General features: G+C 54.4%; 13 protein-coding genes and 1 pseudogene. 9 read left to right on the top strand and 5 right to left on the bottom strand.

Annotation, left to right across the window (positions count from 1 at the left end):
• Nucleotides 1-20: 20 nt before the first annotated feature.
• The 3 genes and pseudogenes from G7064_RS10590 to G7064_RS10580 all read right to left on the bottom strand — a co-directional run bounded on the left by G7064_RS10590 (nt 21) and on the right by G7064_RS10580 (nt 3,597).
• Nucleotides 21-548 carry a hypothetical protein gene (locus tag G7064_RS10590; protein WP_166073547.1) on the bottom strand — a complete coding sequence of 176 codons (528 nt, stop codon included), beginning with the start codon at nt 546-548 and terminating at the stop codon, nt 21-23.
• 74 nt (nt 549-622) lie between these two features.
• Nucleotides 623-1,863: pseudogene (gene rocD, locus G7064_RS10585) on the bottom strand (ornithine--oxo-acid transaminase).
• 246 nt (nt 1,864-2,109) lie between these two features.
• A complete protein-coding gene (locus tag G7064_RS10580; RefSeq protein WP_166073546.1) occupies nt 2,110-3,597 on the bottom strand; it encodes a DUF6056 family protein in 1,488 nt (495 codons plus the stop codon).
• Between the two features lie 127 nt (nt 3,598-3,724).
• Here G7064_RS10580 and G7064_RS10575 point away from each other — a divergent pair, with 127 nt between their 5' ends.
• The 7 genes from G7064_RS10575 to rimO all read left to right on the top strand — a co-directional run bounded on the left by G7064_RS10575 (nt 3,725) and on the right by rimO (nt 9,270).
• Nucleotides 3,725-3,907, top strand: coding sequence for a DUF5522 domain-containing protein (locus G7064_RS10575; protein ID WP_166073544.1), 183 nt, complete (start codon nt 3,725-3,727; stop codon nt 3,905-3,907).
• 96 nt (nt 3,908-4,003) lie between these two features.
• Nucleotides 4,004-4,243, top strand: coding sequence for a 50S ribosomal protein L28 (gene rpmB, locus G7064_RS10570; RefSeq protein ID WP_133271380.1), 240 nt, complete (start codon nt 4,004-4,006; stop codon nt 4,241-4,243).
• Nucleotides 4,244-4,339: 96 nt separating this feature from the next.
• Nucleotides 4,340-5,998, top strand: a complete 1,659-nt coding sequence (locus G7064_RS10565; protein ID WP_166073543.1) for an aminopeptidase P family protein — start codon at nt 4,340-4,342, stop codon at nt 5,996-5,998.
• 132 nt (nt 5,999-6,130) lie between these two features.
• A complete protein-coding gene (rpmG, locus tag G7064_RS10560) occupies nt 6,131-6,313 on the top strand; it encodes a 50S ribosomal protein L33 (protein WP_044510387.1) in 183 nt (60 codons plus the stop codon).
• A gap of 8 nt (nt 6,314-6,321) precedes the next feature.
• The gene (locus G7064_RS10555) at nt 6,322-6,483 is read left to right on the top strand and encodes a DUF4295 domain-containing protein (RefSeq protein WP_133271382.1); all 162 of its coding nucleotides are present in this window, start codon (nt 6,322-6,324) and stop codon (nt 6,481-6,483) included.
• Between the two features lie 181 nt (nt 6,484-6,664).
• Nucleotides 6,665-7,642, top strand: a complete 978-nt coding sequence (ftsY, locus tag G7064_RS10550; RefSeq protein WP_166075099.1) for a signal recognition particle-docking protein FtsY — start codon at nt 6,665-6,667, stop codon at nt 7,640-7,642.
• Between the two features lie 311 nt (nt 7,643-7,953).
• Complete coding sequence (gene rimO, locus G7064_RS10545) at nt 7,954-9,270, top strand: 30S ribosomal protein S12 methylthiotransferase RimO (RefSeq protein WP_166073542.1); 1,317 nt, start codon at nt 7,954-7,956, stop codon at nt 9,268-9,270.
• A gap of 133 nt (nt 9,271-9,403) precedes the next feature.
• Here the strand turns inward: rimO and G7064_RS10540 are convergent, their stop codons facing one another.
• Nucleotides 9,404-10,582 (bottom strand): acyltransferase family protein, encoded by a 1,179-nt coding sequence (locus tag G7064_RS10540; protein WP_166073541.1) that lies wholly within the window; start codon nt 10,580-10,582, stop codon nt 9,404-9,406.
• A gap of 196 nt (nt 10,583-10,778) precedes the next feature.
• On the opposite strand from G7064_RS10540, the gene bshC reads away from it, so the two are divergent.
• Together bshC and G7064_RS10530 are read left to right on the top strand one after the other, a co-directional pair.
• Nucleotides 10,779-12,356, top strand: coding sequence for a bacillithiol biosynthesis cysteine-adding enzyme BshC (gene bshC, locus G7064_RS10535; RefSeq protein WP_166073540.1), 1,578 nt, complete (start codon nt 10,779-10,781; stop codon nt 12,354-12,356).
• 70 nt (nt 12,357-12,426) lie between these two features.
• A complete protein-coding gene (locus G7064_RS10530) occupies nt 12,427-13,002 on the top strand; it encodes a 5-formyltetrahydrofolate cyclo-ligase (protein ID WP_166073538.1) in 576 nt (191 codons plus the stop codon).
• Here G7064_RS10530 and G7064_RS10525 read toward each other — a convergent pair.
• On the bottom strand, nt 12,999-13,574 hold the full coding sequence (locus G7064_RS10525) for a GDYXXLXY domain-containing protein (RefSeq protein WP_166073537.1): 576 nt from the start codon (nt 13,572-13,574) through the stop codon (nt 12,999-13,001). The genes G7064_RS10530 and G7064_RS10525 overlap by 4 nt on opposite strands.
• Nucleotides 13,575-13,578 lie beyond the last annotated feature (4 nt).

The following is a 13,578-nucleotide window of genomic DNA, read 5'->3' as shown; positions in this document are numbered from 1 at the left end:
GAGTTAAAAAGCTTCCCGGTTTAAAGATTAAAAAACTCCTGAAAGATTTCGGTCCAGGCGTGCGGGCCACCCATTCCCAAGATCAGGAAATAATAGCCCAGCAACACAATCAGCGCCCCAATGCCCAAGCCCAGCCAGCCGCCCAGCACTAAACCTACTACTACCCCGCCCACTACCAGCAGCCCACCCAGCGCAAGGTTTAAAAGTTTTCGGTCAGTTGTAGTATGGTTTGCCAATGCAGCCGAAGGAGTCTTCTTGAATTGCACAACCGGTAGCCCCCTTTGCGCCAGACTTTTGGGCTTAAGTGAGCTGGGCATTACCTGCTTATTCTGGCTTGAGGGAGAAGTAGCCACAACGTCCAGCGCATAAAATGCGCGAGTTTTGCTGACCGCAGCCGTCGCCACGGAAGTACTGTCTGCTAGTACGCTGGTGTATGCCAAGGGCTTAGTTTTGGGCGGTTGAAAGGTGAAGGCTGCTTGCTGGCCTCGGCAACCGACAAACGTTACCAATAAAAAGGCCCCCCAGAGGCGCCAACGTATTAAACTCATGGGTTGAAAATCAAAAAAAATTAGCGGACTTCCCGGCGTGGAGAAATCCGCTTAGTGAGAGCAGAAAACAGGATTTAGAAAGCCAATAGCACCGATTCGATGATGTCGCAGGCTTCGTGCAGCTGCTCTTCGGTAATAACCAGCGGGGGGCAAATCGGATGATATCGCCGTGGGTGGGCTTGGCTAGCACACCGCGCTCCATCAGCGTCACGCACACATCCCAGGCGGTGCGGCCATCGTCGGTGGGCCGAATAATTACGGCGTTGAGTAGGCCTTTGCCCCGCACCAGTTCTACTACATCGGGGCGCTTTTGCTGGACTTTGCGCATCCGCTCGCGGAATATTTCGCCGAGAATGCGGGCATTATCAACCAGATTTTCATCCCGAATGACGTCCAGAGAAGCCCGCATAACGGCACAGGCCAGCGGGTTGCCGCCAAAAGTAGAGCCGTGCTGCCCCGGTTGAATCGTGAGCATCACCGCATCCTGCGCCAGCACCGCCGACACCGGCATAGCGCCACCCGATAAGGCTTTGCCCAGAATCAGAATATCGGCGTGCACACCGTCAGCATAACTGGCCAACCACTCGCCGGTCCGGCCCAAGCCGGTCTGAATTTCGTCGGCAATAAACAGAACATTATGCGCTTTGCACAACGCCTGTGCCTTTGCCAGGTAGCCTTCGGACGGCACCACTACGCCCGCTTCGCCCTGAATAGGCTCTACCATAAAAGCGCACACCTGATGATCCTTTACGGCTTCTTCCAACGCCTCTAGGTCGTCGTAGGGTACTACTTGGTAGCCAGGGTTATAAGGGCCAAAGCCGCCGGTGCTATCGGGGTCGGTGCTGAAGGAGATAATACCAGTGGTGCGGCCGTGAAAGTTGTGCTCAGCCACCAATATGCGGGCCTGGTTGGGGGCAATCCCTTTTTCCTGGTAGCCCCACTTGCGGGCTAGCTTGAGGGCAGTTTCCACAGCTTCGGCGCCGGAGTTCATCAGCAGCGCTTTGTCATAATTGAATAACTCGCACAGCTGCTTTTCGGCCAAGCCAAGCTGATCGTTGAAGAAGGCGCGGGAGGTTAGCGTGAGGCGCTGGGCCTGCTCCACCATCGCCCCAATAATACGCGGGTGACAATGACCCTGATTCACGGCCGAATAAGCCGACAAAAAGTCGAGGTACTGCTTGCCCTCCACGTCCCAGAGGTGCACGCCCTCGCCCCGGCTCAACACCACTGGCAAGGGGTGATAGTTGTGGGCGCCGTAGCGGTCTTCGAGGTCCATAAACTCCTGACTGCGGTGGGCGGTGGCGGTGGTTTCCATAAACTAGAGCCTGAGTGGGGATAAAGCCGGAAGAATTTCCTACTTCGAAAGTACGCAAAAACGCTGGGAAGGGTGTTGGGGGGCTTTTTGGCCAGGCTGCGCGAGAGTAACAGGTAGGATAACCTAAACGGAAAAGCAGTGTTTGCGGCCGGCAAGCAGAACCCGGAAGATGTGGATATGGACTTCGCCAGCGCTGGCACGCTCAAAGACATGAAAAACATTCCGAAGTAGGAAAAGCCCCCCGCATTAATAATAGTGGAAATCGGGGTGGGCCTGAGGCAGTAGCGCTTTATCAACGACGATGCTTTTGACATCAAAGTATAGGGCCGTTTCAGTATTAATATAGTGACCTGGTTCTGTGGTCAACTCCCATTCCGTAATAAGCACTCGGTAGGGCCTGATACCTAGAAGCGGCTTTACCACAACGTGCTCCACACCTTTCGACCATGCTCCGCGCAACTGGGCTTCGCGGGCCAGAAGCTGTTGGTCGTAGGACGGTGCGCTGAAAAGCAGCTCTTGCCAGGCCCGGCGCGGTATGCCTATCCAACTGAAAACACCAATATATAGTACCGGCCCCCAGCGTAATAGCCAAGTGGGTAGCTGCCACCGAATAGGGCGGGCGTAGTAGGTTAAACCAGCCCAGATACTCAACAGCCCAGCCGGGAAGAGAAACAACAGTAGGCCGTTGATGGCGCGGTCGGGGGGCATTTGCTTCATAACGCCAATAAACAGCAGCATACTCAGCGCGTAGCTTATCAGCATAAAAAAAGCCCCCCAATACCAGGGAAGCCGGATAGTAGTGCCCAGCCAGCCCCGGCGCTGCCAATAAAAAGCCACGAAAAGCCCCAGCACCGTCGGCAGCAGTAGCTTAAAGGCCAAGCCACGGCGCACCAGCAGCCGAAACATAGCATCGGGTGTGCCGGGTATGGCTGCTAGCACTTGCTGCACCAGATTGGCACCGTTCGCCTCCTGCGCATACCCTTCAAACTGCATGCGGACATAGTTGCCGGGTGCTATTACCGTAATTACGGCCACTACCAGTGTCAGCAGTAGCAATGCACCCCACCAGCGCAGTTGCGACCATTGGGCGCGGTACCAGCTGATGCCCAGCACAAGCGCCAAGCTTAGCAGCAGGTGCAGCAGCGTCATTTCATTGGCGGCCGCGGATATTACAGCACAGCCAACCGCAAGTGCTCGCCAACCAAGCCGGCTCTTAACCTTAGTAGCCTGTCGGGCGCGTTCGGAAGCAATGAACACGAGCAGTAAAGTAAGGCCTGCCAGATGGTACACCACGGAGCCCGTAAACCAATAGATGGCCGAATACGGGTCAGGAATCATGTGCAGGTAAAATATCAGAAAAATTCCCGCCGCCACGGCGGCCTGCAAGCGCGGCAGCTGCCGCTGGCTAAGGGTGCGCAAACCCAAATAAATAGTCCCCAGCGTAGCGAGCAGGGCGAGGGCCGGGGTCCAGCGAAATCCATCGTACCAGCCATAAACCAGCGGATTGGCCGCCGTTACCAACAGAGAAGACGAAAAGCGCCCCGTCCAGCGCAGATACAGCTCTATCTGCTGAGCCCACAGGCCGGTGGTGCGCACATTGGCGGCATTGTAATAATCATCCATGAAGGGATGATTATAGTAGCTCAGGAGCAGAAAGGGTGTCACCGCTGCCACCGTTACTGCCACCAGAATTAGGTAAGGCAAACGGGAGGTGAGCCGAGTAAAAAGGGCCATAAGCAGGCTCAGATCAGACTGAGAGAAGCTATATAGATGAGCCGCGGCGCTATCCGTCGGCGTTCGAAGCGGGAAAGATACAACAAGCGAACCGTCGTACTTTTGCCCATCATCTTGTTACTAGTTCATGCCCGCAACTCCGCAACCGCTCCATCCCGGCGACTTTTACTTTACTCCTGAGGGCTATATGGTGTTCACCGAGCAATACCACCGGCGGCGGGGCTATTGCTGCAAAAGCGGCTGTCGACACTGCCCGTGGAGCTTTGGCCGCGAGAAAAAAAAGCCCCCCAGCGGCGCTACGGGCAGCTAACATGCTATTTTTCAGTGGGCCAGTTTGACGTTGTCGGACTTTTACCGATATTTGCGTCCCTTTTTCCAGTACTGAAACCTCTAAGTTCCTGATATCATGGCCCGAGTTTGTGATCTAACCGGCAAGCGTACCCGCGTAGGCAACAACGTGTCGCACGCCAACAACAAGACGAAGCGCAAGTTTTACCCCAACCTGCAGAAGAAGCGCTTCTACATTCCCGAGGAAGATGCTTGGGTTACGTTGAAAGTAGCTACCAGCACTATCCGCACCATCAACAAGAATGGCATCATGGCCACCTTGAAGAAGGCCAAGGAAAAAGGCTTCATCGTTTACTAAAGATTTTTCGGCAGTTTTAGGAGCCGAAAGACGCGACGGGTAAACTACCCGGCCCAAACGCAACGTTTGGGCGCTAGCCGCAGTCTTTCTTTTATTATGCCCCTATCCTTGCTGAAAAAAGCCCCCCGGCTGGTTCGTGTTGCTTGCGTAGCGACTCTGCTGGCGAGTTTTGCACCAGAGGTTAGCGCTCAGCGCGCCGCTGGCCCCGACCGCCCCGCCGATTTTATGGACCCCGCCTTTCACCGGCAACGGAGAGAGCTGCTGCGACAAAAGCTGCCAGCTCGCTCCGTTGCCGTTTTGTTTGCGTCTCCCGTCCGCAACCGGGCCAACGACGTGGACTTTAAGTATCATCAGGACCCGGACCTTTTCTACCTCACTGGCTATGAGGAGCCGGATGCCGTGCTGGTTCTTTTCAAGGAGCCACAGACGGTGGGAGGGCAAAGTGGCGTAACCGAAGCGCTATACGTGCAGCCTCGCAACCCCAGGGCCGAACAGTGGACAGGGCGCCGCCTCGGGACGGATGGGACCAAGCAGCAGCTCAAATTGCAATATGTAGCTGATAATAAAGAATTTGCTGCTGCCAAATTGCCTTGGAGCAGCTTCGAGCAAGTTCTTTTCTTAGATCAGCCCCAGGATGCCCGCGATGATACCAGCAACCCCGGCGATGTGTACAGCCTCATCCAAACCTTCCGTCAGGGGGCAAACTTTCCCGCCGACTACAATCCGAGTCGCAATGAGGCGTATGCAATGATCCGCAGGTACTCTGGTACGCCAGGTACCGCCAACTTAGCTCCCTATCTGACCAACTTAACTCAAGAGCAGCCTCAACTGGGCTCCGACCGCTACCTGCAAGCCTATTTGAAAGCCAGCACCGACGACGCCCGCAAGCAAGCCGTTGCGGCCTTGCCCACGTCGCGCTTCGATGGGGCTGCTTTGTCGACTTTGTTGGATGAAATGCGGGAGATTAAGACCTCTGAAGAGATAAAGCACTTGCGGCAAGCCATTCGTATCTCGGCGGTTGGCCAGCAAGAGGTTATGAAGGCCATGAAGCCGAATATGACCGAGATGGAAGTGCAGGGCCTGCACGAGTTTGTATACCGGAAATATGGGGCCGAATTTGAAGGCTATCCCAGCATTGTAGGCGCCGGCAATAATGCTTGTGTGCTCCACTACACCGTCAATGATAAGCCGCGCCTTGGAAACGACTTAGTGCTGATGGACTGCGGGGCCGAGTATCACGGCTACACCGCTGACGTAACCCGTACCATTCCTGCCACGGGTAAGTTTACCACCGAACAGCGCCAGATTTACGAGTTGGTGCTAGCTGCCCAGCAAGCCGGCTTCGAGCAGTGCAAGCCCGGCAGCGCTTTTCGAGCACCTGACGAAGCGGCCCGGAAGGTGGTTACGGAAGGATTGCTCAAACTGGGCATCATTAAAGACGCCAAAGAAGCTCGACAATACTTCCCGCACGGCACTTCGCACTACCTTGGCCTTGATGTGCACGACCGTGGTACTTACGGGCCACTGCGCGCGGGCAATGTCATTACTGTCGAGCCAGGAATTTACATTCCCGAGAACAGCCCCTGCGATAAGAAGTGGTGGAATATCGGGGTGCGTATTGAAGATGACGTGCTGGTAACGGACAAAGGCTGGGAAAACCTATCCAAGGAGGCTCCGCGCACCGTGGCCGAAATTGAAGCACTTATGGCTAAATCGAGCGCCCTAGATGACTTTAAGCTTCCGGAGCTGAAGTAGCTCTGAGCTGGAGTTTAGGGTGCATTTGCCTTAAGCCAAAGTAAAAAGTAGAATTTACATTGTGCTGACCATTTGGTAATTCCGCAAAGGCTCGTACCTTTGCAGTCCTTAATCCAAAAACCCCCAGTCGAGATGGCTAAGAAAGGAAACCGGGTGCAGGTAATCCTGGAGTGCACCGAGCACAAGAACTCGGGCCAGCCAGGCACCTCGCGCTATATCACTACGAAGAATCGTAAGAACACTCCTGAGCGCATTGAATTGAAGAAATTCAACTCTGTGCTGAAGAAGATGACCGTTCACAAGGAAATCAAGTAAGCTGAGCAATGGCTAAGAAAGTAGTAGCAACCCTGAAAGTAGCGGGCGGAAAAGACTGGGCTAAAGTCATTCGCGCCGTGAAGTCGCCAAAAACTGGCGCTTACACCTTCCGTGAGGAAATGGTGCTCGTAGACAAAGTACAGGAGTATTTGGCCTCCGGGACCAAGTAATTTGACGCCTTTGTGGCGTTCCTGTAGTAAGTGAAGAAGTCCCGCCAGCAGTGGGACTTTTTTGCGTTGTAGCGCGAAGCTCCAGCTTCGTGCGTCGTTGCCCAATTAGTTTAGCTAGCTTGTGGTAACTATTTGCATGCAACGATACGCGAAGCTGGAGCTTCGCGCTACTTCCTCACCCATGGGACTTTTCGACTTTTTCAAAAAGGATAAAGAAAGCAAAGAGCAGCAGGAGTCGCTGGACAAAGGGCTGGAAAAGTCTAAAACCAGCTTCTTCGATCAGCTCAGCAAAGCTGTTGTTGGTAAAAGCAAGGTAGACGAGGAAGTACTCGATGACCTAGAAGGTGTGCTGGTGCACGCCGACGTAGGCATCGACACTACGGTGAAGGTTATCAAGCGCATCGAAGACCGCGTGGCTCGCGACAAGTTTGTGAGTACCAGTGAGCTTGATCGTATTCTGCGTGAAGAAATTGCCGAGTTGCTCTCCGAAAACAACTCCGGCAGCGCCGTTCTCGACCGTTCTGATATGGGTGCTTATTCGGGGCCCTTTGTGATTATGGTAGTAGGTGTGAACGGGGTAGGCAAAACCACAACTATTGGTAAGCTAGCGCATCGCTTTCATTCAGCAGGGAAAAAAGTGGTGTTGGGAGCTGCTGATACCTTCCGTGCCGCCGCCGTGGATCAGCTTATTGTGTGGGGACAGCGTGTGGGTGTACCCGTGATTTCGCATGGCATGAACACCGACCCTGCTTCTGTAGCCTACGATGCGGTGCAGAAAGGCGTGGAGATGCAAGCCGATGTAGTGATTATCGATACGGCCGGGCGCCTGCACAACAAGGTGAACCTGATGAACGAGCTAAGCAAGATCAAGCGCGTGATGCAGAAGGTGATTCCCGATGCGCCCCACGAAGTGCTTTTAGTACTCGATGGCAGCACCGGTCAGAACGCTTTTTTGCAGGCGAAAGAATTTACTCGCGCTACGGAGGTATCGGCTTTGGCCATTACCAAACTCGATGGCACCGCTAAAGGCGGCGTGGTTATCGGTATCTCCGACCAGTTTAATATTCCCGTGCGCTATATCGGTGTAGGGGAGAAGATGACCGACTTGCAGTTGTTTGACCGGCATACGTTCGTTAACTCGTTGTTTTCTAAGAAGTAATTTGCAGGATTAGAAAAAGCCCCCCAGTGCTGCTCGTGCGGTGCTGGGGGCTTTTTGCTTCATTCACGCAGCGAGATCATCCCATATAAGGCTGGAAGCAGATCAACTAGCCTTGCCTGTATGAAGTTGTTACTTGGTTTTTAGCATAGCATGGAAGGAGAGCAGGAGCCAATGCAGGCTATTGAACGTTCGGCCTAGGAAAAGGCGTTGGCTCGTACGTACCTTTGCGCTCCCATTTTCGCGACATGCGGCTAGGGGCCAATTCATTCAGGATTAGGCGCTTCAATCTCTTCCTGACATACCCAATTGACATGAAAGTAAAAGGCACTCGGGCCAATAAAGTAAACGTCATCACGCTGGGCTGCTCCAAAAATGTAGTGGACTCGGAAGTGCTGATGGGCCAGCTCCGGGCCAACCAGTTCGATGTAACGCACGAGGCGGCGACTAGTGATGCTAACATCGTGATTATCAATACCTGCGGCTTCATTGATAACGCCAAGCAGGAAAGTATTGATACCATTCTGCGCTACGCCGACGAGAAGGAAGCAGGCCGATTGGAAAAACTCTACGTAACGGGTTGCTTGTCGCAACGCTATAAGTCGGACTTGGAAGTCGAAATTCCGCAGGTAGACGCGTATTTCGGTACGCTGGAATTGCCGCAACTGCTGAAGACGCTGGAAGCCGACTACAAGCACGAATTGGTGGGTGAGCGGCTGATTACCACGCCTTCACACTATGCGTACTTCAAAATTGCCGAAGGCTGCAACCGACCTTGCTCGTTTTGCGCCATTCCGTTGATGCGCGGCAAGCACGTAGATCGGCCGATGGAAGACTTAGTGCGCGAAGCCAAGCGTTTGGCTTCTATGGGCACGAAAGAATTGATTCTTATTGCCCAAGATCTGACTTACTATGGCTTGCAGGCGTATGGTGAGCGGAAATTAGCTGATTTGCTCCGCAACCTGTCCGACGTAAACGGCATCGACTGGATTCGGCTGCAGTACGCGTATCCTTCGCAGTTTCCGCTGGATGCGCTGGATGTAATGGCCGAGCGCTCCAACATTTGCAAGTACTTAGATATGCCTCTGCAGCATATCTCGGATAACATGCTCAAAACCATGCGTCGGGGAATTAGCAAGCGCCGGACGATAGAGTTGGTAGAGACCATGCGCCAACGCGTGCCGGGCATTGCCCTGCGCACGACGCTGATTGCGGGCCATCCCGGCGAAACGGAACAGGATTTCGACGAGCTGTATGATTTTGTGGAGCGCACCCGCTTTGATCGGTTGGGCATCTTCACGTATTCGCACGAAGAAAATACTCATTCGCACTCGCTAATTGACGATGTGCCTGCCGAGCTAAAGCAGGAGCGCGCCGACCAGATTATGGAGCTGCAGCAGGGTATTTCGATGGAGCTGAACGAGCAGAAAGTAGGGCAAACGTACAAAGTACTGTTTGACCGCAAGGAAAGCGGCTACTTCGTGGGCCGTACGGAGTTTGACTCGCCGGAAGTAGACAATGAAGTATTGGTAGCCGCTACGCCCGACACCCACGTGCGCTTAGGCGACTTCGCGCCCGTGCTCATTCACGACGCTTCCGACTTTGACCTTTATGGTACGTTAGTGCGCTAAACCTAGCATTGAACCAGGTAGAAAAGCCCCCCAGAGCCAGCTAAAACTTGCTCTGGGGGGCTTTTTGGTGCATTTGACTACAAACGACCAGCTCCCATTAGGGCAGAATACCCTCACAGACAGATATCTCACGCTACTTTTTGCTGCCCAGCGAGGCCGGAGCTAAAATAGGCTCGGCCGCCGACGGAATTGGCGCAGCGGTGCGCGACCGGCCTTTCAAACGGAGAAAGGGCGTCTCGAAGTAGCGGTAGCTTACCCAGGCCATAGCCGCACTGATCAGCAGTGCCAAGGCCGAGTAAACCAGCACGAAGCTCAGATCTTCAGGTCCGGGCCAGAAGCGGCGCACACCTATCAAAGCTATTTGCAGGCCGATGGGGTGGAGGCAGTAAAAACCGTAGGTAAAAGTGCCCCAGTAGGTAAAGAGGCGGTTGCGGCTCATTTTGTAAAACGACTGGGTGGCATAGTTTTGCTCCAGAATAACAAATACAAAAAACAGCGCTAGCACCACGCGCCGCCCAGTGAGCAGCACAGGGCCGGTAAGCAAGTGCTCTTGCCCCAAAATCAGAATACAGCCCGCTACGTAGCCCAACACGATGGTCAGCCGAGACCAGGAACCTACCCAATCCCGAAAGCTGGGCCGGTGAAAGGCAAGCCACGCCGCGCCGCCGCCCATCACCAGATCGGACAGAACAGAGAACGTGTGCTGGTAGAGTACATCGCCGTCGGAGCGATAGAGGTAGCGGAAGGCCAGCGAGGAAGCAATGAGTAGGATAAATAACGTGGGTCGGGCCCGACGAAACAACAACAGGAGCAGCGGCCAGAACAAATAGAATTGCTCCTCAATCGCCACCGACCACAGTACGCTCAGGTTGAAAGCGGCCGCATCTATTCCATCGTGAAACAGCGCCATATTGGCCAGAAAGGTTAGATAATAGAGGGGGCTGGCACTTTCTACCCATTCCTGCCCCATCTTCGCTTTCAGCACGGGCATTACCAGAAAGCCGAAGGCCACGCAGGCGTAATACAAGGGCCAGATGCGCACAATGCGGCGGCGGTAAAAAGCGGGAATGTCGTAGCGACCCCAGTTTTTCTCCTCTTCTAGAAGCAAGTAGGTGATGAGAAAGCCCGACAGCACGAAGAAGAAATTGACGCCTACGTGACCCGTGCTCAAAGCATTAAGACCGTAACGGTAGGCCGCCGTTGACTGCACCTCGGGGCTGGGAAGATTGATGAAACTGTGAATAAGAAAAACGGCCAGACACGCCACTGTCCGTAAGCCGTCGAGGTTGGGAAAGTAAGGACGTGAAGCCATGTAGCGGGACTAAAAGGGAAAAGTGAGGCTAATTTACTGAAGGCCGAATACAGCGTCGATATAGTTCTATGAATAAAAATGGCTGGTATTTCGGAGGCATTACGGCCAAATTCGGGAGGTCGGCACGGGCAACTACGGAAATAGCCCGTTACTTTGTTGGGCTTTGCTGGTTAAACCAGCTTATCACACTCCAATCATGCACGTGACCACCCTCCCGTACGCCGCTACCGGTGCTTTTTCTGCTTTAGTTACCGATTACTTAGCCCAGCAAGCAGCGCTGAAGCCTTTCTATCACCGCTTCCCCACCTTAGAGGCCTTTGGGGGGCAAATTGAGGAGAAACAAGCCAGCTATTCTGCTGAAAGTCGGGAGCGGCTGGTGGTTGGTCTGCGGGAGCAATATAAAGAGGTGAATTTGCCCCCCAGCGTAGCGGCTAACCTTGAACTGCTGGCGCAGCCCACTACCTTCACGGTTACCACAGGGCACCAGCTAAACCTGTTCACGGGGCCTCTGTACTTCATTTATAAGATCATAACTACCGTCAAGCTGAGCCAGCAGTTGAAGGAAAAGTATCCGCAGTACGACTTTGTGCCGGTGTACTGGATGGCTACCGAAGACCACGATTTCGCCGAAATCAACCACTTTCAGCTGTTCGGTAAGCGCTACGAGTGGCAGACTGAAAATGTAGGCGGTCCTGTTGGTCGGATGACGTTGGACGGGTTGGAGGAGAATGTGCTCAGCCAGTTGTCGGCGGATGTGCCAGCCGCTTTTATAGAAGCATACCGCAAATCATCGACCCTAGCTGAGGCCACGCGTCTGCTTGTGACGGAACTGTTTGGTGAAATGGGCTTGGTTTGTTTGGATGCCGATATGGCCGCGTTGAAGCAGGCGTTGGTGCCCGTGCTGAAACAGGAAATTAGCGCCCAGGCTTCCTTTAAAGCGGTGCAAACCACCAATGAGCAGCTTACGGCTGCCAACTATAAGCCGCAGGTGTATGCCCGCCCGGTCAACCTGTTTTTTCTGACTGACCAAGGCAAGCGCGAGCGGATAGAACCCGAAGACAACGCTTTTGTGGTGCGTAATACGGACCTGCGCTACAGTACGGAGGAATTACTGGAGCTAGCCGGTAAACAGCCCGAATGCTTTAGCCCCAATGTGGTGTTGCGCCCGCTGTATCAGGAGCTGCTGCTGCCCAATTTGTGCTATATCGGAGGTGGCGCGGAAGTAGCCTACTGGTTTCAGCTCAAGCAGGTTTTTGCCGATAACCAAGTGCCTTTCCCAATACTGTTGCTGCGCAATTCGGGCCTATATGTGGGTAAGGCTAGTGCGGGCAAATTACGTAAGCTAGGCCTGACAGCTAACGCCTTATTTCAGCCGCTGCCGGAGTTGAAAAAACAAGTCGGCAGTGCAATAGGCCAAGAGGAAGTGAGCTTGAAAGCGCAGCAAGAAGCGCTGGGGGGCATTTTTAAGGAGATAACCGACCTCGCGCAGCGCCTCGACCCTACGCTGGTTAAAACCGTAGCGGCCGAAGCTCAAAAAGCGGCCGCTGGCATCGGTAACTTGGAAAAGCGCCTGAGCAAAGCTGCCGAAAACAAGCACGAAATTGTTTTTACCCAGCTTACGGCTTTGAAAGACAAGCTTTTCCCCAATGGCGACTTGCAGGAGCGGGTGGAGAATGTGCTGAGCATTATCATCAACAACCCTGAGTTTCTGCAGCAGCTGCTCGACGCTTTTGATCCGCTGGCGCTGGAGTTTACGGTGCTGGAGGAAGAGTAGACTTTTGCTTATCTACGAAGCGTGAGTTTGAGTGCTCAGGTCGCTTGAGGGGCTTTTTGCTGATCCTTTTATGCTGAAAGCAGACATACGTCGCACCTTTTCAACTCGCCGCCGCACGCTAACAGAAGCAGAAGTGGAACGACGCAGTGCGCTGCTTAGCCAGCAGTTATTCGAGAGCTTTCCCGTTGCCGACTGGCGCTGGCTGCATGTGTTTCTACCTATCGCGAAGCAGCACGAGCCGGATACCTGGCTGATCATTCACCGCATCTGGGCTGAGTTTCCGCTAGTGCAGTTGGCCGTACCCATAGTGCAGGCCGACGGTCATACGTTGCGCCACTATCACCTTACCCCTGACACGCCCCTGGTTACGAATCGTTGGGGAATACCGGAGCCGGTTGGAGCGGAAGAAAAGCCCCCCATGGTCTTTGATGCGGTGCTGGTACCGCTGCTGGCGTGCGACTTGAGCGGCCATCGGGTAGGATATGGCAAGGGTTTCTACGACCGTTTTCTGGCGCAATGTCGGCCGGAGGTGCAGCGGATAGGGTTGTCGCTGGAGCCACCCGTTATCCAAGTTGTGGATGTAAACACTACTGATCAGCCGCTGACGGCTTGTATCACGCCTGAGCAAATATTCTGGTTTCGCTAAGGCCGAGGTGCCGCCAGGCTGTCCGATGCGACTATTTCTACGCCCGTAATGCGGGCCTGACCCCAGGGAGCAATACTAATATTGACGAGAAGTGGCTTCCGTGCTCCTCGTCGCTCCAACTCCTGACCGGTTCCTTCGGGTACGTAGTAGCGCTCCAGATTGTAGCGAATGCGCAGGTTGCGGCGCCAACGGTCGGCTACCCAGCCGCGCAGCACCACTTGGTCGGCGGGTACGTCGGGTTTTTTTGCATACACGCGCACTGCCTCATACGCCTCGCCAGCCGGCCGAAGTACCACGTACACCGGGTCGCCGCGCCGTGGGCGCGGACCGGGCTCCCGCCACAAACTGGTGGGCAACTGACTAATGGAATAATTCAGCGTAACGTAGTCGCCGTAGAGGAGGTCGCGCGGATCGATAGGGGTGGTTCGGAGGGTAATGACGCGGCCATAGGCCGTGGTAGCGTAGCCCGCCGCCGCTACGGCCACAATAAATAGCACCTGCGCCAGAATCGTGAGTAGCAATAACCGCCGCCGACGCGCCAGTGGCACCTGATCTGATAAGAGCGAGAACATACGG

The sequence above is a fragment of the Hymenobacter sp. HDW8 genome (assembly GCF_011305775.1).
Classification (GTDB): Bacteria; Bacteroidota; Bacteroidia; order Cytophagales; family Hymenobacteraceae; genus Hymenobacter; species Hymenobacter radiodurans.
This window is presented reverse-complemented; position numbering and strand designations above follow the sequence as displayed.